Annotated in this window: 25 protein-coding genes; 10 read left to right on the top strand and 15 right to left on the bottom strand. The window is 67.6% G+C overall.

The features are described 5' to 3' along the window. Window positions 1-2: 2 nt before the first annotated feature. The 6 genes from ACZ5V4_RS11570 to ACZ5V4_RS11595 all read right to left on the bottom strand — a co-directional run bounded on the left by ACZ5V4_RS11570 (window position 3) and on the right by ACZ5V4_RS11595 (window position 4,656). On the bottom strand, window positions 3-773 hold the full coding sequence (locus ACZ5V4_RS11570) for a hypothetical protein (RefSeq protein ID WP_464315011.1): 771 nt from the start codon (window positions 771-773) through the stop codon (window positions 3-5). A 155-nt stretch (window positions 774-928) separates the two neighbouring features. Next, on the bottom strand, window positions 929-2,380 hold the full coding sequence (locus tag ACZ5V4_RS11575; RefSeq protein ID WP_464315012.1) for a hypothetical protein: 1,452 nt from the start codon (window positions 2,378-2,380) through the stop codon (window positions 929-931). Window positions 2,381-2,425: 45 nt separating this feature from the next. Beyond that, window positions 2,426-3,070, bottom strand: a complete 645-nt coding sequence (locus ACZ5V4_RS11580; RefSeq protein ID WP_464315013.1) for a hypothetical protein — start codon at window positions 3,068-3,070, stop codon at window positions 2,426-2,428. Window positions 3,071-3,185: 115 nt separating this feature from the next. Further along, window positions 3,186-3,908 carry a FecR family protein gene (locus tag ACZ5V4_RS11585; RefSeq protein WP_464315014.1) on the bottom strand — a complete coding sequence of 241 codons (723 nt, stop codon included), beginning with the start codon at window positions 3,906-3,908 and terminating at the stop codon, window positions 3,186-3,188. Next, window positions 3,905-4,231, bottom strand: a complete 327-nt coding sequence (locus ACZ5V4_RS11590; RefSeq protein ID WP_464315015.1) for a MerR family transcriptional regulator — start codon at window positions 4,229-4,231, stop codon at window positions 3,905-3,907. The genes ACZ5V4_RS11585 and ACZ5V4_RS11590 overlap by 4 nt, the downstream gene beginning before the upstream one ends. Next, on the bottom strand, window positions 4,228-4,656 hold the full coding sequence (locus ACZ5V4_RS11595) for a response regulator (RefSeq protein ID WP_464315016.1): 429 nt from the start codon (window positions 4,654-4,656) through the stop codon (window positions 4,228-4,230). Before ACZ5V4_RS11595 ends, ACZ5V4_RS11590 begins: the two co-directional genes overlap by 4 nt. Before the next feature lie 132 nt (window positions 4,657-4,788). On the opposite strand from ACZ5V4_RS11595, the gene ACZ5V4_RS11600 reads away from it, so the two are divergent. The 3 genes from ACZ5V4_RS11600 (at window position 4,789) to ACZ5V4_RS11610 (ending at window position 9,165) form a co-directional block, all read left to right on the top strand. Further along, the gene (locus ACZ5V4_RS11600; protein ID WP_464315017.1) at window positions 4,789-6,165 is read left to right on the top strand and encodes an MBOAT family O-acyltransferase; all 1,377 of its coding nucleotides are present in this window, start codon (window positions 4,789-4,791) and stop codon (window positions 6,163-6,165) included. A gap of 3 nt (window positions 6,166-6,168) precedes the next feature. Further along, complete coding sequence (locus ACZ5V4_RS11605; RefSeq protein WP_464315018.1) at window positions 6,169-7,299, top strand: alginate O-acetyltransferase AlgX-related protein; 1,131 nt, start codon at window positions 6,169-6,171, stop codon at window positions 7,297-7,299. Window positions 7,300-7,362: 63 nt separating this feature from the next. Further along, the gene (locus ACZ5V4_RS11610) at window positions 7,363-9,165 is read left to right on the top strand and encodes a methyl-accepting chemotaxis protein (protein ID WP_464315019.1); all 1,803 of its coding nucleotides are present in this window, start codon (window positions 7,363-7,365) and stop codon (window positions 9,163-9,165) included. Between the two features lie 77 nt (window positions 9,166-9,242). Here the strand turns inward: ACZ5V4_RS11610 and ACZ5V4_RS11615 are convergent, their stop codons facing one another. Genes ACZ5V4_RS11615 through ACZ5V4_RS11630 form a run of 4 tightly spaced genes read right to left on the bottom strand, consistent with a single transcriptional unit; the run spans window position 9,243 to window position 13,932 of the window. Further along, window positions 9,243-10,403, bottom strand: coding sequence for an ABC transporter substrate-binding protein (locus ACZ5V4_RS11615; protein WP_464315020.1), 1,161 nt, complete (start codon window positions 10,401-10,403; stop codon window positions 9,243-9,245). Window positions 10,404-10,454: 51 nt separating this feature from the next. Next, window positions 10,455-11,378, bottom strand: coding sequence for a branched-chain amino acid ABC transporter permease (locus ACZ5V4_RS11620; protein WP_464315021.1), 924 nt, complete (start codon window positions 11,376-11,378; stop codon window positions 10,455-10,457). Between the two features lie 2 nt (window positions 11,379-11,380). Further along, window positions 11,381-12,253 (bottom strand): branched-chain amino acid ABC transporter permease, encoded by an 873-nt coding sequence (locus ACZ5V4_RS11625; RefSeq protein WP_464315022.1) that lies wholly within the window; start codon window positions 12,251-12,253, stop codon window positions 11,381-11,383. A 17-nt stretch (window positions 12,254-12,270) separates the two neighbouring features. Further along, window positions 12,271-13,932: a CsgG/HfaB family protein gene (locus ACZ5V4_RS11630; RefSeq protein WP_464315023.1), complete on the bottom strand. Its 1,662-nt coding sequence runs from the start codon at window positions 13,930-13,932 to the stop codon at window positions 12,271-12,273. Between the two features lie 220 nt (window positions 13,933-14,152). Here ACZ5V4_RS11630 and ACZ5V4_RS11635 point away from each other — a divergent pair, with 220 nt between their 5' ends. The 3 genes from ACZ5V4_RS11635 to thpR are packed head-to-tail and all read left to right on the top strand — an operon-like array spanning window position 14,153 to window position 17,087. Further along, on the top strand, window positions 14,153-15,541 hold the full coding sequence (locus ACZ5V4_RS11635) for an NOL1/NOP2/SUN domain family protein (RefSeq protein WP_464315024.1): 1,389 nt from the start codon (window positions 14,153-14,155) through the stop codon (window positions 15,539-15,541). Between the two features lie 6 nt (window positions 15,542-15,547). Then, on the top strand, window positions 15,548-16,474 hold the full coding sequence (locus ACZ5V4_RS11640) for a class I fructose-bisphosphate aldolase (protein ID WP_464315025.1): 927 nt from the start codon (window positions 15,548-15,550) through the stop codon (window positions 16,472-16,474). Window positions 16,475-16,493: 19 nt separating this feature from the next. Beyond that, complete coding sequence (thpR, locus tag ACZ5V4_RS11645) at window positions 16,494-17,087, top strand: RNA 2',3'-cyclic phosphodiesterase (RefSeq protein ID WP_464315026.1); 594 nt, start codon at window positions 16,494-16,496, stop codon at window positions 17,085-17,087. A 46-nt stretch (window positions 17,088-17,133) separates the two neighbouring features. Here thpR and ACZ5V4_RS11650 read toward each other — a convergent pair whose 3' ends face one another. Then, window positions 17,134-17,616: a hypothetical protein gene (locus ACZ5V4_RS11650; RefSeq protein WP_464315027.1), complete on the bottom strand. Its 483-nt coding sequence runs from the start codon at window positions 17,614-17,616 to the stop codon at window positions 17,134-17,136. Between the two features lie 247 nt (window positions 17,617-17,863). Between ACZ5V4_RS11650 and ACZ5V4_RS11655 the strand changes: the two genes are divergently transcribed. From ACZ5V4_RS11655 to cmk, 3 genes are read left to right on the top strand one after another with little or no spacing between them, the layout of a single operon-like run. Continuing rightward, window positions 17,864-18,325: a universal stress protein gene (locus ACZ5V4_RS11655; protein ID WP_464315028.1), complete on the top strand. Its 462-nt coding sequence runs from the start codon at window positions 17,864-17,866 to the stop codon at window positions 18,323-18,325. A gap of 7 nt (window positions 18,326-18,332) precedes the next feature. Beyond that, window positions 18,333-19,442, top strand: coding sequence for a histidinol-phosphate transaminase (hisC, locus tag ACZ5V4_RS11660; RefSeq protein ID WP_464315029.1), 1,110 nt, complete (start codon window positions 18,333-18,335; stop codon window positions 19,440-19,442). A gap of 4 nt (window positions 19,443-19,446) precedes the next feature. Next, the gene (gene cmk / locus ACZ5V4_RS11665) at window positions 19,447-20,097 is read left to right on the top strand and encodes a (d)CMP kinase (protein ID WP_464317830.1); all 651 of its coding nucleotides are present in this window, start codon (window positions 19,447-19,449) and stop codon (window positions 20,095-20,097) included. Here cmk and ACZ5V4_RS11670 read toward each other — a convergent pair. Next, the gene (locus ACZ5V4_RS11670) at window positions 20,092-20,874 is read right to left on the bottom strand and encodes an alpha/beta fold hydrolase (RefSeq protein ID WP_464315030.1); all 783 of its coding nucleotides are present in this window, start codon (window positions 20,872-20,874) and stop codon (window positions 20,092-20,094) included. The genes cmk and ACZ5V4_RS11670 overlap by 6 nt on opposite strands. Window positions 20,875-21,002: 128 nt before the next feature. Here ACZ5V4_RS11670 and ACZ5V4_RS11675 point away from each other — a divergent pair, with 128 nt between their 5' ends. Further along, window positions 21,003-21,164, top strand: a complete 162-nt coding sequence (locus ACZ5V4_RS11675) for a hypothetical protein (RefSeq protein ID WP_464315031.1) — start codon at window positions 21,003-21,005, stop codon at window positions 21,162-21,164. A gap of 376 nt (window positions 21,165-21,540) precedes the next feature. Here the strand turns inward: ACZ5V4_RS11675 and ACZ5V4_RS11680 are convergent, their stop codons facing one another. The 3 genes from ACZ5V4_RS11680 to ACZ5V4_RS11690 are packed head-to-tail and all read right to left on the bottom strand — an operon-like array spanning window position 21,541 to window position 24,842. Beyond that, entirely contained in the window at window positions 21,541-22,194 is a 654-nt protein-coding gene (locus tag ACZ5V4_RS11680) for a 3'-5' exonuclease (protein ID WP_464315032.1), read from the bottom strand. Beyond that, entirely contained in the window at window positions 22,191-23,384 is a 1,194-nt protein-coding gene (locus ACZ5V4_RS11685) for an alginate O-acetyltransferase AlgX-related protein (protein WP_464315033.1), read from the bottom strand. The genes ACZ5V4_RS11680 and ACZ5V4_RS11685 overlap by 4 nt, the downstream gene beginning before the upstream one ends. A 3-nt stretch (window positions 23,385-23,387) precedes the next feature. Continuing rightward, a complete protein-coding gene (locus tag ACZ5V4_RS11690) occupies window positions 23,388-24,842 on the bottom strand; it encodes an MBOAT family O-acyltransferase (protein WP_464315034.1) in 1,455 nt (484 codons plus the stop codon). Window positions 24,843-24,845: the final 3 nt, after the last annotated feature.

Consider the following 24,845-nt stretch of genomic DNA (forward strand, 5'->3'; position numbering starts at 1 on the left):
TCCTATTTCATCGCGTCGATTTTCTGCACCGCCTTCTGCACGAGGCGCTGCACCATGGTGTCCAGGGAGACGGAGGTGGTCTTCTTCTCGGTGTAGCCGAGCGCGCCGCCGCCCTTGGAGGAGATCTCCATCTTGTCCTCGAAGTAGTCCGAGGCCTTCTGCTCGCCGGTGTTGGCGTCGAGCACCTTGAAGCGCAGGCCCACGATCCACACGCCGCTGGCCTCCTCGGCCTTCACGGAGGCCACGCCCGCGCCGGTGGCGGTCCCGGCCACCCAGCTGTCGGTGGCCGCGCCCACGGCGGAACCGGCGATGATGCCCAGGTACGTGCCGTCGAACTTGCGCTCCACCTGGGCCACGGGCTCGGCCTTGATGATGTCGAAGCGGATCAGCCAGTTGGTGGCCTGCATCTTGCCTTTCTTGAACTTCTTGAGGGTTTTGGCGTCGCCGAGGTTGGCGGCGACCTCGATCTCCTGGAGCATGGCCCCCAGGTCCTGGCGTTCGAGCACCGGGAAGTTGGCCTTGCTGAGCTCGATCTCGGCGAAATCGGCGATGTTGTTCGGTCCGTATTTCTGGGCGAAGGTGGCGTTCTGGGACTTGACCGCCCCGGGGATGACCACCACCTGCGGACCGGGTTTGGACGCGTTGGCGTACTCCACCGGCTGGTACATGGCTGCGTCCGCTTCCTGGTTGGCCTTCTGGGACGCCGACTGGCAGCCCATGGCCAGCGAAAGCGCGGCCAGCATCACGACAAGCCCCAACCTTTTCATGAACATCCCCTCACCTCCTTGTGCGTCGTGTGATGAAACGGTCCTCCGGGTACGTCCCGATGCTGTCTCCGCCCCGGCGGCCAATCCTCGGCCTAACGGATCAGTGGCAATTCATCGATGCGCTAACTACTTCATTTCATGCACCAAACAATTCTGCAACGCTAGAAGTTTTTCACTGCGTCCAGGGCTTTGTCGGACTTGAGCAGTCCCTTCTCCTCCACGGATTTGGCTGCGTCCGGGGCCACTTCGGCCACCTTCTTCAAGGCGTCCTCGGTCTTGACCACCTCGCGGATGCGCTCGGGCGAGGCCTGGGCCAGGCCCGCCGGAACCCTGCCCTGCAGGCGCGCGGTAAGCTCCTCGGGCTTCAGGTTGGAGCGGTAGCTCATGCGCACGGTGTTGCCGTGGGAGGAGTCCAGGGTGAAGGCCTTCTCGCCCAGCTTGGCGTTCAGCGGGCCGATGATGGTGGCGTTGAGCAGCTGGTTGAAGTTCGAGCGCGAGCCCGCGAACTCCACCTCGTAGAGCGACAGACCGGAGCGGTCGAAGTCGCGGAAGTCCACGTTGAGCACCGGGCGCAGGCCGATGAACTCCTTGCGCACCAGCTGGCCCACGTCGTAGCTGGGCAGGCCCAGCACCTGGAGCTGGAAGTTCTTGGCCGGGGCCTGGAGGTGCTCCTCGAAGAAGTCCTTGGAGAACTCCGAGCCGATCAGGCGGCCGATCTCCTCGATGGCCTGGTCCTCGTCGGCCCAGCTCTGCTTCTGGGGCACCTTGTTATTGTAGTAGATCTCCTCGCCCGTGTTGTTGTCCACGCATTTCACGCTCCAGGACGTGAGCACGTACTTGGTCACGTTCAGGCCCGAGGCCTGGAGCTTCACGGACACGGTCTTGAACTTGGCCTCGCCGATGATGGAGAAGTCGGCGGCCTTGACCTGCGAGGCCGAGATGGTGGCCTCGGTCTGGCCCGAGAGCTGGCTCGATTCCATGAGCTCGGTCTTGAGCTTCACGGACTGCTCCTCGCTCCACACGCGGTAGCCGAAGGTCTTGACGCGGTCCTTGAGGATGTTCTCGGCCACGGCGGAGCGCTCGGGCTTGATGTCCGCCCCGCGCTCGGCGTCGCGGATGTCGATGCGCACGGAGATGCGCGGGTTGCCCATGTCCTTGAGCAGGCTCACGCGCTCCTGGCGGCCCATCTCGTTCAGCGCCGACTTCACGTCGCCCACGTAGACCTCGGCGGTCATGAGCATGTGCGCGAACCCGTCCTCGCCCACCCAGGGCTGGCTCTCCTTGATCACGCGCTTGATGAGCCCCTGGGAGCGCGAGAGCACCTTGTCGTGGATCAGCGCGTAGTTCTGCATCAGCGTGGAGGACTCCACGTAGGAGCCCACGGCCTTTTCGATGATCTGGCGCTTGGCGTCGGCGCGCAGGTCGTCCACCAAAAGGCCCTTGTCGCGCTTGTAGGTGTCCGCGCCCGGGTCGGCCAGGCCCTCGGCCGTGACGGTGATGGTGTTGCCCTGGGCGAGGGCCTGCCCCGGCAGGGCGGCCAGCAGCAGGGCCAGCAGGGCGAAGAGGGCCGGGGCCGAGGCGCGGGCACCGGGCTTGGTGAGCTTCGTGTTCATGGGTCGAGTCCTTGTGGCTGTGTTTGCCTGGAGGCGTGGGCGGGCCTAGTTGCCCCGGGAGCAGAAATCGGAATAGAGCCTGGCCACCAGCGAGTCGGCCTCGTCCTCGAGCACGGACATGGCCGCGCCGATGACGTCCGAGCCCGCCCAGGACTGGCCCGAGGCCCGCACCTGGGAGATCACCCGCCCGGCGGAATCCGAGAGGGTCAGGCTGATGGTCACGGCCACCTCGTTGGCCCGGACCATCTTGTTGGCCCCGGAGCGCGCGGAGATGAGCCCCTTGAGGATGAACGCCGTGCCCAGCTTCTTCGACGCGGCGATGGCCGCGTCCGGGTCGTTGTTCAGGATGGCCTCGGCCTCGGCGCGGGCCACGCGGGCGTTGATTTCCTGCTGGGTGATGGTGGAGAGGCCCACGGCGCGCAGCTTTCCGTTGAGCAGCTCGAAGAGCTCGCCCTGGTTGGAGGCGTTTATGTTGTTGATGCCCTGGTGGCGCTCGGCGATGACCAGGGCGATCTTCTGGCCCTTGATGCGCGCCTTGCAGGGCTCGGAAAGAAGCGCCCTGTTCCGGGCCGCTCCGGCCTGCCTGGCGGACGACTCCTTCTGGCCCTCCTCGGAGAAGCTGAAGCAGTGGCCCAGGGCGGGCGCGGTCAGCACGGCCGCCAGGGCGAAGGCTGCGGCGAGGATTTTCATGAACGCGGACCCTCCGAAACGTTGACCATCCATTTCAAGCGCTTATGCCTGATTTCGACTTGGCGTCAATGCTCGCTTCCCTACCGGGTTTTTTCGTGCTTCCCCTGAGCCGGGCCTAGTTGGCCCCGCCCACGAAGCCCGAGCGCACGGGCGGGTCGAAGGGCGAGCGCTTGATGGGGCCCTTGCCCAGGGACTGCTTCTCGTCGTCGGTGAGGTCGCGCACGGAGCCCGGCAGGTTGGGCCGCACCCAGGCCGCCTGGCCGGGCTTGGAGAGCACCATCTTCTGCCCTTCGGCGTCCACCACCACCTCGGTGCCGGACTTGGTGTCGCGCAGCGAGTGCAGCTCGCTCTCGAGCTCGCCCGTGCCGGGCTTGAACTTTATCCAGTGGTCCGTGGTGGTGCCCCGGATGCCGATGACCGAAAGCGGGCTCTCGATCTTCAGATTGTCCGGGTTCTGGGCCACCACCTTGCCCGTGACGAAGCGGAACATGCCCCGGCCCATGGCGATGACCTGGCGGGACTTGTCCTTGTCGTTCTCGTCGAAGGCGAAGTCCTTGAGCGCCACGGAGGATTCGGGGCCGACCTCCAGCACGGAGCCGTCCAGGAAGGCGATACGGGCCTTGTCCGCGGCGGCCGGGGTGGAGACCACGTCCGTGGCGAACACGGCCGCGCCCTTGGCCAGCTTGCGCGGGGCGTCCTGGCCCGATTTCGCAGTGGCCTGCCCGGCCAGCTCCTCCACGGAGCCCGCCTGCCTGGGCGCGTCGGCGCGGCTGAAAACGGCCGCCAGGAAGGCCAGGGCGATCATCGTGAAAATCGTGAAATACCGTGCGGACTTCATTGTCCCTCTCCCGGTTCCAGAAGCGACCTGATTTCCATGAGCTCGCGCTCCAGCTCACTTCTCAGGCCGTCCCGGCGCTTCAGTTCGGCCAGCTTGCGGCGTGCACCTTCAAGAGTCATGCCTTCCTCGTGCATCAGGCGCTGGATGGTCCTCAGCAGGTGCAGGTGCTCCTCGGTGTAGAGGCGCTGCCCCTTGGGCGTGCGGACGGGCCTAAGCGCCGGAAACTCGGTCTCCCAGAAACGCAGCACGAAGGGCTTGAGCCCCAGGAGAGCGGCGATCTGGCCGATTTTGTAGGTTTTCTGCGAGGTGTCGGAGGGGCTCACCAGAAGAAATCCTCGTCTTTCTCCTTGGCCGGGGGCGGCGTGAATCCGAGCCCGGCAAGGACGGCGAGGACAGTACGCCGGTCGAAGGGTTTGTGGACGTAGCCGTCGGCCTCGGACGCGATCTCGGAGGCTTCGCGGCACTCCTCGGGCGGCAGGCAGGTGGCCACTACGACCTTGGGCCTCGGGGCCTGGGCCTCGCCGTGCACGCTGGCGATGGCCTCCAGGGTTTTCCAGCCGTCCATGCCGGGCATGAGGATGTCCATGAACACGCAGTCGAAGGTCCTGCCCTCGGCCACGGCGCGGGCGCAGGCGTCCACGGCCTCGTACCCGGAGAAGGCGTGGGTCACGTCCCCGAGGTTCAGGAGGATGTGGCGCATGAAGGCGTGCGTGACGTCGTCGTCGTCCGTGATGAGAAAACGAAGCATGGACTCCCGGCTCCCGGCGTTTGTTCAAGCTGTAGCAACTGCATCCCACGATGGCAATCATCAAGGGAGTTTGCGCCGCACTCTGGGGCGCGAGCCCCTTGCAACACGCCCGGGGCCGGTTTATCCCCTCCCATGCCTGTCGATTCCCCGCTCTTCCTCCTGGTGTTCCTGCCCGTGCTCATGGGGCTTTTCGCCTCCTGCCCGGCCGCGTGGCGGCAGGGGCTTCTCCTCGCGGCGAGCCTCTTGTTCTACGCCCTGTCGGACGCGGCCTCGTTGCCGCTCTTTCTCGCCTCCATGGCCTTCAACATGGCCATGGGCGTGCTGATCGAGCGCGCGCACGCGGGGCGCAAGGCCCTGCTGGCGCTCGGCGTCGCGGGCAACCTGGGCTTTCTGGGCTGGTCCAAGTACACGGGATTTTTGGCGTCGCAGATCCCGGGGCTCGAGTTCCTGGCCGGGACCGGCCCCTCGGCCATGCCGCTCGGCGTGTCCTTCTTCACCTTCTCGGCCCTGGCCTATCTCGTGGACATCTTCCGGGGCAGCGTGCGCGCCCAGACCGACCCCTTGCGCTTCGGGCTCTTCCTGGCGTTCTTCCCCAAGGTCACCGCGGGCCCCATCGCCCGCTTCCCGGACATGGACGGCGAACCGGGGCGGATGACGCTCGAAAACCTGCGCGAGGGCCTTGCCCGCGTGGGCGTGGGCCTAGCCAAGAAGGTGCTCGTGGCCGGGACCCTGGCCCCGATGGCGGACGCGGCCTTCGGCGCGGCCCCGGGGCGCCTCGACATGGGCACGGCCTGGCTCGGCCTTTTCTGCTACTCGCTGCAGCTCTACTTCGACTTCTCCGGCTACACGGACATGGCCGTGGGCCTCGGGCGCGTGTTCGGCTACAAGCTGCCCGAGAACTTCGACTACCCGTACTCCAGCCAGTCCGTGCGCGAGTTCTGGCGGCGCTGGCACATGACGCTCTCCTCCTGGTTCCGCGACTACCTCTACATCCCGCTGGGCGGCGGGCGCGTGGCCCCCTGGAAGGTGCAGCGCAACCTCCTGATCGTCTTCGTGCTCTGCGGGTTGTGGCACGGGGCCAGCTGGAGCTTCGTGGCCTGGGGCCTGTGGCACGGGGTCTTCCTGGCCATGGAGCGCACCCGCCTGGGGCGCGCGATCGACGGCCTGCCCCGCCCGGCCAGGCACCTCTACGCCCTGGCCGCCGTGGGCCTGGGCTGGGTGTTCTTCCGGGCCCCAACCCTCGACGCCGCGTTTTCCTACCTCCAGGCCATGTTCAGCTTCGGTTTCGACGGCTTCGCCTACACCTGGATGGTGCGCGTGAACCGCGAGTTCCTGCTCATGGCCGCCGTGGCCTGCGCGGGCTGCTTCCCGCTGATCCCCTGGCTGGCCGCCCGGCTGGGGCCGCTGCGCCCGGCGGCGGGCGCGCTCGTGCCCCCGGCGCTCCTGGCCCTGGCCGTCATGCAGTTGGCCGCCGGCACCCACTCACCCTTCATCTACGCCCAATTCTAAGCCATGAGCCGCATCTTCTCGCTCCTCGCCGTCGTGCTCCTGCTGGCCCCGCTGGTCCTGCCCCAGGGCCTGTCCCTGGTAGGCGTCTCCGAAGGCCCCCAGGCCGTGGAGAACCGCCTGAAGACGCCCCTGCCGGGCGCGTCCCTGGCCCTGGCGGACTTCTCCTCCTTCGCGCGCCAGATGGCCAAGGCCTACGCCGAGACCTTTCCCTTCCGCGACTGGATGATCCGCTCCGGCAACAGGCTGAAGCTCGCCGTCTTCGGGGATTCGCCCTCGAAGAACATCATCGTGGGCCGCGACGGCTGGCTCTTCTTCAACATGGAGATGGCCCTGGAGGACTGGCTGGCAGTCATCCCCTACTCCAAGGCCGACCTCGACGCGGCCGTGGGCGTCATGACCGCCCGCCGCGACTGGCTGGCCAAGCGCGGCTCGGCCATGCTGGTGGTCATCGCGCCAAACAAGTCCAGCGTGTACGGCGAATTTCTGCCCGCGTCGCTTCACAAAATCGGCAATGAAACCCGCCTGGACCAGCTGGCCCGGGCCATGGAGGCGGCGCGGATTCCCTTCCTGGACCTGCGCTCCGCCCTCGCGGCCGCCAAGAACATGCGCCGGGCCTACTGGAAGACCGACACGCACTGGAACGGCTGGGGCGCTTTCGCGGGCGCGGCCGCCATCGTGGACGCCCTGCGCCAGCGCTTCCCGGCCATGCCGCCCCTTCTGGCCGGGGGCTACCGCGTTGAGGAAAGGACCATCCCGGGCGGGGACCTCGCGGAGATGCTCCTGCTGGAGGCCGAAATCACTGAACGGGCCATCGACATGGTCCCGCTCTCGCCGCACAAGGCCAAACCGGCCGGGCCCAGGGGCTACAAGGACCCGGCCACGCTCTCCGGGCGCGAGATGATCATCCGCGAGACGGGCGACCAGTCCCTGCCCAAGGCCGTCTTCTTCCGGGACTCCTTCTGCTCGGCGGCCTGGCCCTTCCTGGTCGAGCGCTTCAGCCGCAGCGTCTTCCTCTGGGAGCACAGGTTCCAGCCCCACATCGTGGAGGCCGAGAAGCCCGACGTGGTGGTCTTCGAGGCCGTGGAGCGCTACCAACACGCCCTTTTCGGTCCGGTTGACAAAGTCGACAGATAGCTGTTTGATCTCCTCGGTGCTTTTCTCATATTTGTCAAATCAGTTACACCGAGAGGCAGTGTCATGAAGCTCTCCACCAAATTGTACGGCGGGTTTGGAGTCCTCATCCTGCTTGTCGCGGGCATCGGGTTCTTCGCCATCCAGCAGATGAAGGACATCCACGCCCAGACCCGGGTGCTGGCCGAGGACGCCATGCCGGGCATCGTCAGCCTGGGCCGGATCAGCGACGCCATGCAGACCTACCGGCGCTACGAGCTGGTGTTCATCCTCTCCACCGAAGACAAGGACATGCAGCGCTACGAAGGCCTGATGAAGCAGGTTCTTGCGAGCGTGGACAAATACCTGGGGGACTACGGCAAGCTCATCACCGCCGAGCAGGCCGAGGAGCGCAAGGAGTTCGAGAAGCTCAGGGACCTCTGGGCACGCTACATGGCCGAATCCGCCAAGACCCAGAAGGTGGCCTGGATGAACCGCGACAAGGCCGGGCAGCTGGCCGCCGGGGAGTCCGCCAAGCTCATCCAGCAGGCACTCGAGGAGCTGAACGTCCTCATCGCATTGAACACGAAAATTGGCGAGCAGAGCGCAGGCAAGGCCCTGGAGTCCTTCTCCGCGGGCCGGATGAACCTGCTTCTTTCCCTGGCCCTGGCCCTGGCAGCCGGGCTGGCGCTGGCCTACGTCATCGCCCGCAACGTGCTGGCGCAGCTGGGAGAGGACCCGGGCTACCTGCACGAGGTGGGCGGCAGGATCGCCTCGGGCGACCTTGACGTAAGCTTCCGCCCCGTGCAGGGCGCGGGCGGCGTGTACGCGGTGCTCGTGAAGATGGTGGCCACGCTCAAGGAAAAGATCGCCGAGGCCGACGCCAAGACCCGTGACGCGGCCAGCCAGGCCGAGGCCGCGGCCAAGGCCGCCGAGGCCGCCGTCGAGGCCAAGGCCCAGGCCGAGAGCGCCCGCGCGGAGGGGATGCTCCAGGCGGCGGCCAGGCTGGAGGACGTGGCCGCGATCATCTCATCCGCGTCGGAGCAACTGGCCGCCCAGGTGGAGCAGTCCAGCCGGGGCGCGGAGGTCCAGGCCGGGCGCGTGGGCGAGACAGCCACCTCCATGGAGCAGATGAACGCAACCGTGCTCGAGGTGGCCAAAAACGCCTCCCAGGCCGCCGAGACCTCGGGCCAGGCCAGGGGCAAGGCCCAGGAAGGGGCCGAGGTGGTCAACAAGGTCGTGCGCGAGATCGGCCAGGTGGAGGCCCAGGCCCTGGAGCTCAAGGGCGACATGGCCAGCCTCGGGGCCCAGGCCGAATCCATCGGGCGCATCCTGAACGTGATCTCGGACATCGCGGACCAGACCAACCTCCTGGCCCTGAACGCGGCCATCGAGGCGGCCCGCGCCGGGGACGCAGGGCGCGGCTTCGCCGTGGTGGCCGACGAGGTGCGCAAGCTGGCCGAAAAGACCATGACGGCCACCAAGGAAGTGGGCGAGGCCATTGGGGGCATCCAGTCCGGCACCCAGAAGAACGTGCGCAACGTGGAACGCACCGTGACCCTCATCGGCGAAGCCACGCAACTTGCGGGCAAGTCCGGCGAGGCCCTGCGCTCCATCGTGGAGCTGGTGGACCTCTCCACTGACCAGGTGCGCTCCATCGCCACGGCCTCCGATGAGCAGTCCGCGGCCAGCGAGGAGATCAACCGCGCCATCGAGGACATCAGCCGCATCTCCAACGAGACTTCCGGAGCCATGACCCAGTCCTCCCAGGCCGTGGGCGAGCTCGCCCACCAGGCCCAGCAGCTGGGCAGGCTCATCGACGAATTGAAGCACGATTCCGGGCACTCCCACGGGGCGCTCGGCCACGCGCCACGGGCGCTGGGCGCGTAAGGCACTCCCCCGCATCACAAAGAAAGCCCCTCCCGGTTTCCCGGGAGGGGCTTTCTTCATTCACGCGAAGTCGGGCGCTACTTGGCTTCCACGAAGGCCCCGCCCTTGGCCTGGACCATCACCAGCGAGTCGGTGCCCAGGCCGTTATGGTCCTCGGGGGTCACGTTGTACACGCCGGAGATGGCCACCACGTCCTTCAGGCCCTCCAGCGCGTCGCGCAGTGCGGCGGGCTCGGCCTTGCCGGACTTCTTGAGCCCCTCCACCAGCAGGGTCAGCGCGTCGGCCGCGTAGCCGGAGTGGGTGTTCATGGGGAACTTGGCCTGGAGCCCGGCGGTCTCGTAAGCCTTCACGAAGGCGTCGATCACGGGCTTCTGCTTGTCCGAGGCAGGCAGGGACGAGGCGACCATGAGCTTGGTGGCGGGCATGATCACGCCCTCGGCCCCGGCACCGGCCAGCTTGAGGAAGTTGGGGCCCGCGATGCCGTGGGACTGCACCAGCACGGGCTTGTCCCCGGGCAACTCGGCGAAGTTCTTGGCGGAGATGGCGGCGGCGGGTCCGATGGTCCAGACCACCACGGCCTGGGGCTTGGCCATGGCCACCTTGAAGGCCTCGGCGGAGAAGTCGGTGCCCTTGGCGTCGATGGTTTCCTCGGCAACCAGGGTGACGCCGTGCTTTCCGGCGAGCTCCTTGAGCGCGGTCAGGCCGTCCTGGCCGAAGGGGTCCTTGGCGGTGAGCAGGGCCACCTTGGTCAGGCCCTTGGCCTTCAGGTGGGCGTAGATCTTGTCCACGGCGGTGTTGGTGCGCTGGGGCACCTTGAAGGTCCACTGGAAGGGGCCGTACTTGCCGCCCAGCACGATGGCGTCGCCGCCCACGGTCATGATCGTGGGCACCTGGCGCTCCTCGGTGTACTTCTTCACGGCCATGCCCTCGCCCGTGGACGTGGGGCCGATCAGCGCCAGCACCTTGTCGGACTCCACCAGCTGGCGGGCCATGCGCAGGGCGACCTCGGGGGTGGACTGGGTGTCGTAGGCGATGAGCTTGAGGGGCCTGCCGAGAACGCCGCCCTTGTCGTTGATTTCCTTGAGCTTCATCTCCGCCACGAGGCGGGTGGCCGTGCCGATTTCGGCCGTGGGGCCGGATTCGGCGAAGATTCCGCCGATGAGGATGGGCTCCGCGGCGAAGGCCGCGCCCGGGACGAGACAGGTGAGCAGCAGGAAACTGGCCAGGAACTTGAACATACCCCCTCCGGTGGATGAAATGGTCGTTGCGCAGGGAGTACACGCCTTTGTCTAGCGGGGCAACAGACGAAGCCTCCCGGTCTCCCGCCAGTACCCGGCCACCAGGGCCGTGGCCAGGATCAGCCCGTGCACCAGCACCGTGGCCTCGCCCAGGGCGTGGAACCAGGCGATGAGGGATTCCAGGGCCACCACGGCCACCAGCGGGCGCGTGATCCTGCCCGGCCCGCCGATGACCAGAAAGAGGAGCGTCTTGAGCGAGAGCCCCAGGTCGAACTGGCCGGGGCTTATGAACCCGGTGGAGTTGGCCAGCATCATCCCGGCCAGGGCGGAGAAGGCCCCGCCGATGCCGAAGGACACGGCGCGCACAGAGAGCCGGTCGATGCCGCAACTGGACGCGGCCAGGGCGTCGTCCTTGCAGGCCAAAAGCGCCCGGCCCAGGCGCGAGGCGCGCAGCGAGGCGAACAGGTAGCCGCCCACGGCGAGCAGGATCAAAAGCGCGGCGAAGTTGGCCCGGTCGCCCGTGAGCTCTCCCACGAAAGGGATGGAGGGCGGGTTGAGCACCATCATGCCGTTGGAGCCGCCCGTGACGGGCGTGAAGGTCAGCACCAGGTTCACGAAGATGAGCCCCAGGCACAGGGTGGCCATGGCCAGGAAGCCTTCTCCCAGCTTCTCGAGCGGCTTGCTGACCCAGGAGGCCAGCAGGTAGGCCGCGAACGCCACGGCCGGGACGATCACCAGCGCGCCCTGGGGCCAGAAGTCCAGGCCGATGACCATGGCGTAGGCCCCGAAGCCGCAGAAGGCCCCCGTGGCCATGGAGGCCTGCCCGCCCAGGCCCAGGCAGAAGTTTAGGGCCAGGACGTTCAAGGCCAGGAAGAGGTGCTGGTTGAGCGTCAGGAGGTGCACGCCCGGCAGCACGGCCCCGAGCCCGGCCATGGCGGCCAGGAAGAGGCCCAGGTTCCGCATCTCGCGCGCCACGGCTAGACCTTCTCGCCCTGGTGCGAAGGGGCCTTGGCCAGGACCAGGAGCGCCACGAGCAGGGAGTAAGTGAGGGTTTCCTTGAGGTCGGCCGAGAAGGCCAGGGTCAGGGCCGCCTCGATGACGCCCAGCATCAGCCCGCCCGCGAACACGCGCGTGAGCGAGGTGTACCCGCCCAGGGTGGCGGCCACGAAGCCTTTGAGGCCCAGGCCGAAGCCCATGTCGTAGCGCAGCATGGTCTGGGGGCCGATGGCCATGGCCGCAAGCGCGGCCAGCATGCCCGAGAGCGCGAAGGAGAGTGCTTGGGAGCGCACGGGGTTCACGCCCTGGAGCCTGGCGGCCAGGGCGTTCATGGAAACGGCCCGGATGGCCCGGCCCGTGCGCGTGAACCCGAGAAAGCCCGAGAGCACGGCCACGCTGGCCACGGCCAGCACCAGCGAGGTGACGGTGTTGGCGCTCAGGAAAACCGGCCCCATGCGAAACGGGGGCAGGGAGACGAACTGTTCGAGCTTGAGCGGGTTCTTGCCCCAAAGCAGGATGGCCGCGCCCTGCCAGATGAGGCTCGCGGCCACGGTGAGCATGAGCTGGCGCAGGGGCTTGGCCGTGAGCATCACGCCGAGGGTGCTGGCGTAGAGCACGTGTCCCAGGACGAAGCCGAAGACCCCGGTGGCCAGGAGCGCCGTGGCGGGTCCGAGGGCAAAGGCCTGGGAGAGGCTGTACAAGACCAATCCGCCCAGGAGGAGCAATTCCCCCTGGGCGAAGTTGATCAGCCTGCTCGAATTGTAGACCAGCGAGAAGCCCAGGGCCATGAGCCCGTAGACGGCCCCCAGCGCCAGCCCCGAGTTCACGGCCTGGGCAACGTAAAGCGCGAGCACCTGCTACATGTGGCGGGCTAGTTGCCCACCTCCTCCATGTTGCCGAAGCTCCCGGGCTGCTGGGTGGACGCGACGTCCAGCTCGTAGGCGAGCACCAGGGTGCGGCGGTTCTTGAGGCCGGTGGGGCCGGGATAGGTGTTGATGCACACGATCAGGTCCTGCTTGCCGTCGCTCTCGATGTCGGAAACGTCGTAGCCCATGACGGTGCCCTTGATGCGCCTGGTCTTCCACTTCAGGTTCAGGCCCACGCCGTCCCAGGCCAGGGCGTGGATCTCGCCCTGGGAGAAGAAGCGGAAGTTCTCGAAGAACTGCGAGGCGATGGAGATGTTCTTGCTCACCAGCAGTTCCGAGCCCTTGCCGATGACCACGGGCACCAGCGGCAGCGGCACGTAGTAGTAGGACCAGAGGTAGTTGTCGTTGGGCGTGGCCGTGGGGGGCAGCAGGCTGTCGTGCTCGATGCCCAGGCCCGACCCGGCGTAGAGCTCCTCGGTCTTGGCGATCACGTCGTTGCGGCCGGAGACCACGTTCAAGCGGTCGTTGTCGTCCACGTAGACCAGCTTGTAGCCGGCCTCCTCGGGCAGGTAGGCGAAGTTGAAGGGGTTGACCTTGCTGGGCAGGGTCAGCTTGGAGCCCAGGGAAAGCTTGCCCCCGGAGTAGTTCATCTCGTAGACGCCGCCCGCGAAGAGCTCCTTGCGGTCGCCCTTGCTGCCCACGAGCTGGGGCTGGAAGCGGGGCGGCAGTTTCACGGAGGCGACGTAGAAGGGCTGGCGCTCGGCCTCGACCACCAGCTTGTTGCCGTCCAGGCGCAGCACGGTGGACTGAGGCAGCCTGTCGAAGTGCGCGGAGACCACGATGCGCGCGGACTTGTCCGCGCCGAACTTGACGATGGAGACGCGCACGTTGGTCAGGCGGGTGGAACCCTCATACTTGGCGATGGGGGCCAGCTGGCGGTCCTGCCAGCGGTAGACGTGCACGGCGGAGCTGGTGATGAGCACCACCTCGTTCTTGCCGTCGCCGTCCACGTCGCCCACGGCCATGCCGTTGGCGGCGAAGGGCAGGCTCTGGCTGCGCCAGGAGCCGGGGGCGTCGGTGTTGCCGGAGTAGCGGAAGTTCGGGTTCAGGTAGACCTGCTGGTTCTCGCCGGTCTGGTTGACCACGAACGAGGGGTTCATCTGGTTGACCTGTTCCATGGGCTGCCCGGTCTTGGGGTCGCGCGGGGCGTCGGGACGCTTGAACACCTGGGTGTTGATGTCCTTGGCCACGCCCTCCATGGCCGGGATGAGCGTATTGAGCTTGGTCTGGGCGGTCTTGGGGGTCACCTGGCCCTTGGAGTCCATGACCTTCACGTCCAGGCTGGCGTCCTCGCCCGCGATGGTGATGGAGCCGAAGACCACGAAGTCGGCCTTCAGGGCGGCCATGGCGGCCTTGGCGTCCGAGTCGGAGCGCGGGGCGGCCTTGGCTTTCTGGTCGATCAGGGACTTGTCCAGGGGCTGGAACTTGCCCTGCCAGGTCAAGCGGGACACGAGCATGTCCTGCACGCCCTGGGAGAGGTAGGAGAACTTGTCCGGCCCGTTCACGGCGAACGGCAGCACGGCGAAGGACTTCACCTGGGCCAAGGCGGGGGAAGCGGACAGGATAAGGGCCAGAAAGGCCAAAAACACCACGCGCACGCGGATCATGCGGGAACCTCCATTGGCTTTGGAAAGCCTTTCCCGGCATTGCCGGGCGGCCAAGCTGTTAACACTAACGCACTTTCGAGGCAAAAGAAATGTGTCCGGGTTTCCCGAGGCCCTGTGAGCGTTTGCCGGGCCCCGGACGGGCATGAACAAATGTTCATCATGATATCTGTGCGCGCGGGGCGCGAAAGGGTTACGGGCCGCGCCCGTAAACCCGTCCGCGATGGGGCCGGGGCTTGCCAAGCCGGGCGCGTTGAGCCATCCTTGCGGCGTGGCTCGCTCCTTCCGCATCGTCCGCGACGGCCCTGGCCTGACCCTGGTCGAGGATCTGCTCAGGGCGCAAGGGTTCGCCTTCGAACCCGAGCCCTTCAGCCCCCTCTGCCGCAGGCTCGCGGCCGAGCCCTTTCCGCTCGGGGCCTCGCTGGCCGCGCGCTTCGGGCTCATCTACATCCAGGACCGCTCCTCGATGCTCCCGCCCCTGGCCCTGTCGCCCGGCCCCGGCCAGGCCGTGCTGGACATGTGCGCGAGCCCGGGCGGCAAGACGTCGTTTCTCGCGCAGCTCACGGGGCGGACCGGCTTCGTGCTGGGCAACGAGCCGGGCGCGGACAGGCTGGCCACGCTGCGCCAGAACCTGGCGCGCATGAACCTGCCCCAGGCCGCGACCACGGGCATGAAGGGCCAGGACCTGCCGCTGGCGGACGGCTCGTTTTCGCACATCCTGCTGGACCCGCCGTGCAGCGGCTGGGGCACGGCGGAAAAAAATCCCAAGGTGCTCACGCTCTGGCGCGAGGGCAAGGTGGAGCCCCTGGTGGAGCTGCAGCGCGAGCTCCTGGCCAAGGCCGCGAGGCTCCTGGCCCCGGGCGGCAGGCTTCTGTACTCCACCTGCACCACCAACGTGGCCGAGAACGAGGAACAGGCCGCGTGGGCGGCGGGCGAACTGGGGCTCGAGCTCGCGCCGCTCGATCCCTTCGCCGGGTTCACCTTCCACGAACCCCTGACGGCGGACGCCGCCGGAACGCTTCGCGTGGACGGCGAGGTCTCCCAGGCCCAGGGGTTCTACCTGGCCCTGCTGGTCAAGCCGGGGGACGCGGGCGCGGGGGAGGCCCCGGAAGATCGTGAAGGGGCGGCGGACATCCCGGGGCGCGCTTCGGACGAAAGCCCGGGCAAGCGGGCCGGCCGGGCGGGCAGGAACGCGCGGGCCAAGCCCGGGAAAGCGGCGGACGCGGCGCTGGATATTCCCCCGGCGGCCCTGGAGGACCCGGGGCTCTGCTGGGGCAACCTGCCGCCGGGTTTTTTCGAGTCCTTCAAGGACGAACTGTGTTTCCTGCCCGAGCGCGGGCGCGGGCTTCTGCCCCCCAGGCGCAAGGGCCAGCGCGTGGGCTCGGTGAAGGGCGGCGTGTTCAGGCCGTGGGCCAGGGCCGCCTTCCTTGTCCCGCCCGCGGGGACCGGGCCGGAGCTCGACGCGGACGGCATCGGGGAACTTTGCGCCCTGCTCGAGGGGCGCAGCATCGACGTGAACGTGAACACGGGCCGCATGGCCCTCTACTTCCGGGGGTTGCCCCTGGGATTTCTGACCGTCAAGGGCGGGCGCGCCCTGTGGTCGGACAGGTGAGGATTCATGGCGAGAAACGTGATGCCCAGAACCAGGCTCCGCCAGGCGATGCGGAGTTCCCAGGCCCCTGACCGCTTCTTCGACTTCGGGAGCCTGGGTCCCAAGAACCCCGTTCCGGGCGTGTACCGCCGCCTGGGGCGGCTCTTCCACCCCGGCAGCGGCAGGACCGTGATCCTGCCCCTGGACCACGGCGTGGGCGAGGGCATGCTCGCCGGCCTCCAGGGCGTGGGGCAGCTTCTTGAACTGGCCGCCGGGCGCGACGTGCAGGCCGTGGTGCTGAACAAGGGCCCGGCCAGGGTGCACGGCGCGGACGCCCCCCTGGACGCCGGGCTCGTCGTGCAGCTCTCGGGCGGCACCAAGCACGCCATCCCGCCCTACGGGCGCACGCTGGTGTGCTCCGTGGGCGAGGCCCTGCGCCTGGGCGCGGACGCCGTGAGCGTGCAGATCAACATCGGCAACGACCAGGAAGACCGCATGCTGGCCGACTTCGGCCACGCCGCCGAGGAGGCCCGCCTGGCCGGCCTGCCCATGCTGGCGGTCATCGCGCCGCGCGGCGGGCAGATCGTCAACGAGCTGGACCCGAGCCTCATCTCTCACTGCATCCGCCTGGGCTCGGAGCTCGGCGCGGACCTCACGGGAGTGCCCTACAGCGGCGACCCTGAGAGCTTCGCCGAGGCCGTGGAGGCCTCGGACACGCCGGTGCTGGTCACCGGCGGCCCCGGGCGCACGGACCCGGCCCGCTTCCTCCAGGCCATGGACGAGGCCCTGCGCTGCGGCGCGGCGGGCATGTGCGTGGGCCGCAACATCTTCCAGGCCCCGGACCCGGGGGCGTTTTTGGACCAGCTCCTGGACATCGTGCACACGCCCCGCGACGAGGCCCCGGCCGGAGGCGAAGAGGCCCCGGAAGCCCGGGACGAAGAGGCCGGGCAGTAGGCGCGGAGGGAGGCGGCGCATGGAGCTGGCACGGCTTTTCGTGGGCCTGCCCCTGCCGCGGGAGTACCAGGACGGGCTGGCCGCGCTGACCCGGTCGCTTGGGCCCGCCGCGCCCGGGCAGTGCTCCTGGACCAGGCCCGGCAACTGGCACGTGACCCTGAAATTTCTGGGCGAGACCCCGCTCGAGGCCTTGCCGGACGTCCACGCCGCGCTCTCGACCGTGGCCTGGGAGCCCTTCGCCCTGCGCGCCGGAGGCGGCGGGTTCTTCCCTTCGGCAAAGCGGCCCAGGGTGCTGTGGGTCGGCGTGGCCCGGGGCGCGCCGGAGCTTCGCGCCCTGGCCGGGCAGGTGGACGGCGCCCTGGCCATGGCCGGTTTCGCCCCCGAGGCGCGCGAGTTCGCCGCGCACCTCACCGTGGCCAGGATCAAATTCTCGCGGCCGGGAGCGGATTGGAAAAAAACGTTGGGGATACTGCTCGAGGCCAAGTGGCCCGAGTTCACGGCGGACCGCTTCACGCTCTGGCGGTCGATGCTGGGTGGGGGAAAAGCCGGGGAGGCGGGCGGTCCGCCGGGGCCCCGCTACGTCCCGCTGGGGGAGTACGGAGCCTCCGGCTGACGCCCCGGCCCGCCGGGGACAGAACCGGAGGGCGGGCAGGGGGGCGCTAGATGTAGTCGCCCCTGTTGAACTTGATCTTCTCGGTCACGGCCATGACTTCCAGTTCGTTGACCAGCGACGAGAGTTGCGGGCTGTGCCCGTCCAGGCCGGGATGCTCGTCCTTGAGCTTTTTCACGCCGGAATGGATGGTTTCGAGGGTTCCGTAGGCTTGGCGCAGCCCGGCTCCGCCGCCGCTGGCCAGTTCTCCGGAATATTTTTCCCACTGGTTGAGAATGCCGTCCACGTTGTCCATGACCGCCTGCCTTTCGCTCTCCACCCCGGCGACCTGTCCCGCCGCCTGGGTGGCCATGGCCTGGGCCAGCCCGGCCATCCCCGCCAGGGGCGGCACGTACGCGGCCTGGGCCGTCCGTTGCCCGGAATCCACTTCTTTCGCCAGGATCTCTCCGAAATCCGTGGAAAGCGGGGATTTGGCCTGCTGGGCCTTTCCTGCCTGCTGGACCGGGACGGTCTGGTCCGTCTGGATCTTCATAGGCTTCTTCTCCTCGCCCTGACGCGTTCCTGGTCCTGCCTAGCAAGGGCCTTGCCAAACGGGCTCGATTCTTAAGATATTGAAATAAAGAATATATTTTTATTCGCGCAGGGAAGTTTTTTCCCCGTGGCCCGCGCGCGCCGGTCATTGCACGCAAAGAAGTAGTACACGCGAAATCCCTTGTCTATTCGCGTTTGCCTTGGCTACACTGGCTCTTCGGACAACGCCAAACCCCATGGAGGAAGCCATGGCCGAGTTCAAGAAGATCCTGTGCGCGGTGGACTTCTCCGACCACAGCCCCAAGCTGGCCGACTACGCCAAGACCCTGGCCCGGTGCACGGGCGCGAAGCTTCTGTGCGTCTACGTTGCCCCGTCGCTGTCGCAGTACGTGGGCTTCCACGTGCCCCCGAGCTCCATCGAGTCCTTCGTGGGCGAGATCGTGGCCGGGGCCGACACCAGCATGAAGGCCTACCTGGACGAGCATTTCGCGGGCGCCAACGTGGAGGGCAAGGTCCTGGTGGGCTACCCCGCCGAGGAGATCCTGAACCTCGCCGAGGACGAGAACGCCGACCTGATCATCATGGGCACCCACGGCCGCACGGGCATCGACCGCATCCTCTTCGGCTCCGTGGCCGAGAAGGTGGTCAAGAGCTCCGTGTGCCCCGTGCTGACCATCCGCCCCGAGCCGCACCCCGACGAAAAGGACTAACCGACCGATGGACCCCAAGGATACGCTCAGGCCCGAGGTGCTGGAGTTCACCCCCTACGCCCCGGGCCTCTCCATAGACGAGATCAAGGAACGCCACGGCCTGGCCAGCGTGATCAAGCTGGCCAGCAACGAGAACCCCCTGGGGTCCTCGCCGCTGGTGCAGCGCGTGCTCTCGCGCAGGGCCGAGGCGGCCTTCCGCTACCCCCAGTCCGGCAACCCCAGGCTGGTGCAGGCCATCGCGGACTTCCACGGCGTGCCCGCGTCCCGCGTGGTGCCGGGCAACGGCTCGGACGAGATCATCGACCTGCTCCTTCGCGTCAAGGCCCGGCCCGGCGTTGACAACGTGGTGGCCTTCGAGCCCTGCTTCAGCATCTACCGCCTCCAGGCCAAGCTCTGCGGGGTGGAGCTGCGCCAGACCAGGCTCGGCCCGGACTTCCGCTTCCCCTTCGACGACCTGCTGGCCCTGTGCGACGACAACACCGCGCTGGTGTTCGTGACCAACCCGGACAACCCTTCGGGCCACGCAGTGAAGGCCGCCGAGCTGGCCTACGTGGCCAAGGCCCTGCCCAAGCGGGCGCTCCTGGTGGTGGACGAGGCCTACGTGGAGTTCGCCGACCCCGAGGAGGAGCATTCGGTCATGGGCAGGCTTGCGAACCTGCCCAACGTGGCCGTGCTGCGCACCTTTTCCAAGCTCTACGGCCTGGCCGGGCTGCGCCTGGGCTTCGGCGTGATGCCCGAGTGGCTGGCCGGGCTTCTCATGCGCGTGCGCCTGCCCTTCAGCGTGAACCTGCTGGCCGAGGCCGCTGGCATGGCCGCCCTGGAGGACACGCACTTCAGGCAGGCCACCCTGGAGACCGTGCGCGAGGGCCGGGCCATGCTCGCGCGGGAGCTCTCCCGCCTCGGCTGCGCGGTCTACCCCTCCCAGGCCAACTTCCTCATGTTCACCCCGCCCGCTGACGCCAGGGAGATCTTCGAGGCGCTCCTGGCCAAGGGCGTGATCATAAGGCCTCTGGCCAGCTACGGCATGCCCGCCAACCTGCGCGTGAGCATCGGCAGCCGCCCGGAGAACGAGGCCTTCGTCCAGGCCCTGGAGCAAGTGATGGCCGCGCGTGGCTGAGCCCATGGTCGTCACCCTGGACGGACCCGCCGGGGTGGGCAAGACCACCCTGGCCCGCAAGGTCGCCCAGGAGCTGCGCGTCGCCTTCCTGGACACCGGGGCCATGTTCCGGGCCACGGCTCTGAAGCTCGGCGAGGGCGCTTGGGACCTGCCCGGGGAGGAACTGGACCGCAGGCTCGCGGGGATCACCTTCAGCCTTTCGGGAATGGGGAGGACTTCGACGCTCTCCTGCTGCGGCGAACCCGTGGGCGACGAGGTGCGCACCGAGCGCGTGGGCATGTGGGCCTCGCACCTGGCGGCGAGGCCCGAGGTGCGCGAGCGCCAGAAAGCGGCCCAGCGCGCCATGGGGGCGGACACCCCCCTGGTGGCCGAGGGCCGGGACATGGGCACCGTGGTCTTTCCTTCGGCCGCGCACAAGTTCTTCCTGGACGCGGACCCGCGCGTGCGCGCCGGGCGCCGGGCCGCCCAACTGACTCAAATGGGGAAGAAAGCCGACCTGGAGGCCATCGAGGCCTCCATCCGCGCTCGCGACGACCAGGACCGCAACCGGGCCATCGCCCCCCTGATCCCCGCTCCCGACGCCGTGGTCATCGACACCTCGGGGCTCACGCTCGACGAGGTCTTTCAGCGCATCATGCGCTCCATCCGTTCATAGCCCGTTCACGGCCAGGAAGCGCTCGAGCATGGCGTTGACCTGGCCGGGCACCTCCAGGGTCATGAAGTGTCCGGACCCCGCCACCTGGCCGGTCATCAGCTGCGGGCAGAGCTCGCGCAGGCGCTGCGGGTCCGTGCGCGGCTTGGCGGCGGACACGTAGAGCACGGGCGCGCGGCAGGCCCTGGCGGCCGCCGAGCCGTCCGCCAGGCGCATCTGCTCGAAGAGGCTGATCACGACATGCTGCGGGGTGGCGAGCATGCGCTCCAGGATGGCCTGCTTGCGTCCGGCGTCGTCCCACGGCTCGAAGGTGGCCTCGAAGTAGCGCAGGAAGTAGCCCTGCCATGCCGAGGACTTGAGCCCGTCCATGAGCGCGTGGGCCCGGCTGGGCCTGCCCGTGGGCGAAAGGAGCGTCGAGTCCAGGCAGGCCAGGGCGGCCACCCGGCCCGGATGGCGATGGCACAGCTCCAGGGCCAGCATGCCTCCCATGCTGTGGCCCACGGCCGCCACGGCGGAAAGGCCCAGCGCGGCGAGCACCTCGGCCAGATCGTCGGCCATGCCCGCGAAGGTGTAGCCCGTCTCCGGCTTGGCGCTGGCCCCGTGGCCGCGCAGGTCCGGGGCGATCACGCGGCGGGACTTGCCGAAGTGCTCGATCTGCGGGGCCAGGAAGGTGTGGTCGCAGCAGCTTCCGTGCACGAAGAGCAGGGGAAGCCCGTCCCCGCCGTGGTCGAACACGGACAACTGCGTCCCGTCCGAGAGCGTCACCAGTGAGTAGCCCATGGCACTGTCCTACCCTCAAGCCGAGGCCGAGGGCAACCGCCCGGGACTGCGGGGGGCTTTTTCCCGGAGGATCGTTACGGCCTCGAAAGGTTGCACACCTTTTCAGTATGGTATAGACGGCCGCCACGATGCATGACTCCTACGCAGTTCTAGAGCGATACGAAACAATCGTCAGGGGGTTCACGCGGCGCAACCGCCTGGACGCCGTCCTGGACACCGTGGCCATCCTGGCCTCGTTGGCGGTCTGGCTTCCCGTGGTCTGGGTGCTGCGCGCCCAGCAACTCTGCTGATCCCTCCCGCATTGCCTGTCTGACCCTTCGCGATCGGGCGGCGCCTTTCACAAGCGCCTTCCTGCCGGCGCCCCTGACGGACCGGGCACGAAAAGCGAGTCCCGCCGGATGGTTGGGGACGTTCGAATTATTTTTCGTCACGATCCTGCCGTAATCACGGCGCAATCGAATCCTGCCGGATCAAGCCTCCGGCAGGATTCGTCTTTTTTTTCTTGCTCTGGCTGACGGCTGGAGTAGGAGTTGAATCAATGCTGAAGGTGTTCTTCGGCAGGCGTCGCAACGGCAACGGAGGATAGCAATCGTTAATCCCAAGTCCCATAACGGGCGGATGAGCGCCCACCAGGATTCGCGAGGCGCGCGAAAGGCTCCGTAACAATCAATCGGGGCAGGGCCGGTCACCCGGCAAGGCGCGCGGACGCGAATCCTTTTTTTGCGGCTTCGGCCCCAGCTTCTTCATGGCCAGGTAGAGCTCCCGGCTGACCCAGGCGTCTGTGGCAGCGTAGTTGACCTGGGCCGGGGTCAGGCTCTTGGCCTCCCAGTTGGTCAGCCTGGCCTTCTTCGACACCCGAATACCCAGAAGTCCGGCCGCCAGGTTGCGCAGCCCGGTCACGGGCCAGCCGAAGCGCTTGGCCCATTCCCCCACGTCCTCGAAGCCCATGGGCTTCACAGGGCCGATCTTGCCGAGCGCCGTGAGGTCGTCGCGCACGGCCACCCCCGCCTTGACCACCCCAGCGTCCCCGATGATCTCCGAGACAGCCTCCCAGGCCGGAAACGACCCCGCGCGCAAAAGCACAGCCAGCCCCTCGCCAGCGAACTGCACCAGGGACGGCGAATAGCTGACCCCGCGCTTGAACGTGGGGCGGGTCTCGGTGTCGAAGCCGAGCACCGTTGCACCCGCCAGGCGCGCGAGCGCCTCCAGGGCCTCGGCCGGGGTCTCGGCCACGATGATGTCGCCTTCGAAGCGCGCCTGCGGCAGGCAGGCGAACTCTTCGGGCAAAAGCGCGCGGGGCGGTTCGAAGGGAGTGGTCATCTGCCCGCCGGGAGGTCGGCCAGCGCCGCGGGCGGCGGGGCCTGGGTGAAGTAGCGTTCCACGAACTGGTCCACCACCATGTCGGGTTTTTCGCGCTCGATAGCCTTGGTGTCGAACTCGCGCACGCGCCTGGCGTCGGTGGGGAAGGGCCACTGGAGGTACATGCGCGAGAAGTGCTCGGCCAAGAAGGGGATCATCTCGTGCAGGAAGGAGTCGCGGAAGAAGAAGATGCGCGGCAGGGACTTGTTTTCGTTCTCGTAGACGCCCAGGGGCTGGAAGTGGTTGAGCTGGGCCTCGCTACCGGTCACTTCCTGGAAGGTGCGCCGGTACTTGGGGTCCATGACCACGATGTTCTCGCGGTAGTAGTCGCCCATGGCGATCATGTAGCACAGCCCGCCCAGAAGCCCGGGCTTCTCGGAGATTTCGAAATCGTCGAGGGAAAGGGGCGTGAGCCCCGGAAAATGGCGGCCCAGGCGTTCGGCCAGCAGGCGGTAGGCCTGGAAGGCCCCGTAGGGCGTCCAGTGGCTGTCGGTGCGGTAGTAGCTGAGCCTCAGGGCCTTGGCCCGGGTGAGCGCGGGGCGCAGGTCCACCACCTCCACCCCGGCCGCGCCGAGAGCGCGCACCATCTGGTCGAGCTTGGTGGTCTCATGGGCGCGGTTGAAGCGCGCCGGGATGTGCTCCGGGTAGATGTTCGCCTTGTTCGGGGCCACCAGCACCATGTAGCGGATGCCCCGCTCGGCCAGCCAGTCCTTCCTGGCGGTGAACACCTTCACCCAGACGTCGAGCTCGGCCTGCGTGAGCGGGCGGACGACCCGGTAGTCGTCCATGACGTTTAAAAAGGGGTTCTCCTGGGCCAGGTAGAGCCAGTCGTCCTTTCCGGCCAGCACCGGGTCCGTGGGCATGGAGGCCTTGAGCAGGCGCACGTCCAGGATGTGCTGCCAGCGCACCAGCACCTTGCGCAGCCCGAAGTTGCGGTCCAGCCAGTTGCGCCTGAGCTGGTAGATCACCTGGCCCAGGCTGTCCACGTCCAGGTTCAGCGCGGGCAGGGGCTGCTTGGCCTCCTGGAGGGGCACGTAGGGATTGACCTTGAGCAGGTTGGCCGTGGCCGGGATGCAGATGGCGACGATAAAGACCGCCGTGGTCACGAGCGCGGCCAGGTGGCCCAGGGTGCGCGACGGCGTCTTGTCCATGCTCTAGAACTGGAAATAGATGAAGGGGTTGTGGGTGCCGCTGGCCAGGGACATGCAGGCCAGGATGAGGATCACCGGCGTGGCCACCGTGCCCACCAGGAAGTCCACGCCCGGCCCCAGGGCCATGCTGGGATGCTTCTCCAGCCTGCGCTGCCGCCAGTCGCGGATCCAGGGGATCACGGGCATGGCGCCGATCACGGCGATGCCCATCACCAGGGCGACCTTGGGGTTCATGAACACCCCCGCGTGCCACTCGGCGCCCGTTCCCGTGCCGAACCCGGCCATGGCCTTTAAGAAGGCCGTGGCCTGGGTCAGGTCCGCGGCGCGGAAGAACACCCAGCCCACCATGAACACCAGGATGGCGTAGACGTGGCTGATGGGCCGCCAGGTGTGGTCCAGCCACCTGCCGAAGCCGGTGCGCTCGAAGCCCAGGAACGCGCCGTGGTACAGGCCCCAGACGATGAAGCTCCAGCTCGCCCCGTGCCACAGGCCGCACAGGAAGAACACCAGGACCAGGTTGAAGGTCACGCGGGCGTTGGAGCAGCGGTTGCCGCCCAGGGGGATGTAGAGGTAGTCGCGGTACCAGGTGGAGAGCGAAATGTGCCAGCGCCGCCAGAACTCGCGGACGCTGCGGGAGATGTAGGGGTAGTTGAAGTTCTCCATGAACTTGAACCCGAACATGTGCGCCAGGCCGATCGCCATGTCCGAGTAGCCGGAGAAGTCGAAGTAGATTTGCAGCGTGTAGCAGATCACGCCCAGCCAGGCCACGGGCGCGGTGAGCTGCTCGGGCGGGATGCCGAAGATCTTGTCCGCGGGCAGGGCCACCACGTTGGCGATGAGCACCTTCTTGCCCAGGCCCGCCACGAAGCGGTTCACGCCGTGGGCGAAGCGCTCCACGTTCACGGTGCGCCGGGTGAGCTGCTCGGCGATGTCCTTGTAGCGGATGATCGGCCCGGCCACCAGCTGCGGGAAGAGCGAGATGTAGAGCGCAAGCTGCGGCAGCGACCCGTTGGGCGGCGTCTGCTTGCGGTAGATGTCCATCAGGTAGGAGATGCAGTGGAAGGTGAAGAAGGACACGCCGATGGGCAGGTGGATCTTGCCGATCTCGATGGGCGGAAGGCCCAGAGGCGCGGCCGCGTAGTGGTTCAGGTTGTCGACGATGAAGTTGGTGTACTTGAAGAGGACCAGGAGCGTTATGTTGAACGCGATGGCCAGCCCTATCTGCACCTTGGCCGAGCTGTGCTCGTGCGCCCGGTGCACCCAGAGCCCGAAGAAATAGTTGGCGATGATCGAGATGATCATCACGATGGTGTAGACGCCCTCGCCCCAGGCGTAAAAGATGATGCTGGCGAGGAGAAGGACGAGGTTGCGCAGCCCGATGGTGGGAGCTGCGGCGAAATAGAGCAGCAGCACCAAGGGCAGGAAATAAAATAGGAAGGAAGCTGAGCTGAAAACCATGCT

The organism is Fundidesulfovibrio sp. YSD1, from assembly GCF_055397115.1.

Excerpts from the sequence above, each read along its gene's own strand:
- ACZ5V4_RS11680 (WP_464315032.1), bottom strand. The coding sequence starts at position 22,194 with ATGACCACTCCCTTCGAACCGCCCCGCGCGCTTTTGCCCGAAGAGTTC.
- ACZ5V4_RS11690 (WP_464315034.1), bottom strand. The coding sequence starts at position 24,842 with ATGGTTTTCAGCTCAGCTTCCTTCCTATTTTATTTCCTGCCCTTGGTG.
- ACZ5V4_RS11675 (WP_464315031.1), top strand. The coding sequence starts at position 21,003 with ATGCATGACTCCTACGCAGTTCTAGAGCGATACGAAACAATCGTCAGG.
- ACZ5V4_RS11605 (WP_464315018.1), top strand. The coding sequence starts at position 6,169 with ATGAGCCGCATCTTCTCGCTCCTCGCCGTCGTGCTCCTGCTGGCCCCG.
- ACZ5V4_RS11585 (WP_464315014.1), bottom strand. The coding sequence starts at position 3,908 with ATGAAGTCCGCACGGTATTTCACGATTTTCACGATGATCGCCCTGGCC.
- ACZ5V4_RS11635 (WP_464315024.1), top strand. The coding sequence starts at position 14,153 with ATGGGGCCGGGGCTTGCCAAGCCGGGCGCGTTGAGCCATCCTTGCGGC.
- ACZ5V4_RS11595 (WP_464315016.1), bottom strand. The coding sequence starts at position 4,656 with ATGCTTCGTTTTCTCATCACGGACGACGACGACGTCACGCACGCCTTC.
- ACZ5V4_RS11615 (WP_464315020.1), bottom strand. The coding sequence starts at position 10,403 with ATGTTCAAGTTCCTGGCCAGTTTCCTGCTGCTCACCTGTCTCGTCCCG.
- ACZ5V4_RS11670 (WP_464315030.1), bottom strand. The coding sequence starts at position 20,874 with ATGGGCTACTCACTGGTGACGCTCTCGGACGGGACGCAGTTGTCCGTG.
- hisC (WP_464315029.1), top strand. The coding sequence starts at position 18,333 with ATGGACCCCAAGGATACGCTCAGGCCCGAGGTGCTGGAGTTCACCCCC.
- ACZ5V4_RS11610 (WP_464315019.1), top strand. The coding sequence starts at position 7,363 with ATGAAGCTCTCCACCAAATTGTACGGCGGGTTTGGAGTCCTCATCCTG.
- ACZ5V4_RS11640 (WP_464315025.1), top strand. The coding sequence starts at position 15,548 with ATGGCGAGAAACGTGATGCCCAGAACCAGGCTCCGCCAGGCGATGCGG.
- ACZ5V4_RS11570 (WP_464315011.1), bottom strand. The coding sequence starts at position 773 with ATGTTCATGAAAAGGTTGGGGCTTGTCGTGATGCTGGCCGCGCTTTCG.
- ACZ5V4_RS11580 (WP_464315013.1), bottom strand. The coding sequence starts at position 3,070 with ATGAAAATCCTCGCCGCAGCCTTCGCCCTGGCGGCCGTGCTGACCGCG.
- ACZ5V4_RS11650 (WP_464315027.1), bottom strand. The coding sequence starts at position 17,616 with ATGAAGATCCAGACGGACCAGACCGTCCCGGTCCAGCAGGCAGGAAAG.
- ACZ5V4_RS11600 (WP_464315017.1), top strand. The coding sequence starts at position 4,789 with ATGCCTGTCGATTCCCCGCTCTTCCTCCTGGTGTTCCTGCCCGTGCTC.
- ACZ5V4_RS11630 (WP_464315023.1), bottom strand. The coding sequence starts at position 13,932 with ATGATCCGCGTGCGCGTGGTGTTTTTGGCCTTTCTGGCCCTTATCCTG.
- ACZ5V4_RS11685 (WP_464315033.1), bottom strand. The coding sequence starts at position 23,384 with ATGGACAAGACGCCGTCGCGCACCCTGGGCCACCTGGCCGCGCTCGTG.
- ACZ5V4_RS11655 (WP_464315028.1), top strand. The coding sequence starts at position 17,864 with ATGGCCGAGTTCAAGAAGATCCTGTGCGCGGTGGACTTCTCCGACCAC.
- cmk (WP_464317830.1), top strand. The coding sequence starts at position 19,447 with ATGGTCGTCACCCTGGACGGACCCGCCGGGGTGGGCAAGACCACCCTG.
- thpR (WP_464315026.1), top strand. The coding sequence starts at position 16,494 with ATGGAGCTGGCACGGCTTTTCGTGGGCCTGCCCCTGCCGCGGGAGTAC.
- ACZ5V4_RS11575 (WP_464315012.1), bottom strand. The coding sequence starts at position 2,380 with ATGAACACGAAGCTCACCAAGCCCGGTGCCCGCGCCTCGGCCCCGGCC.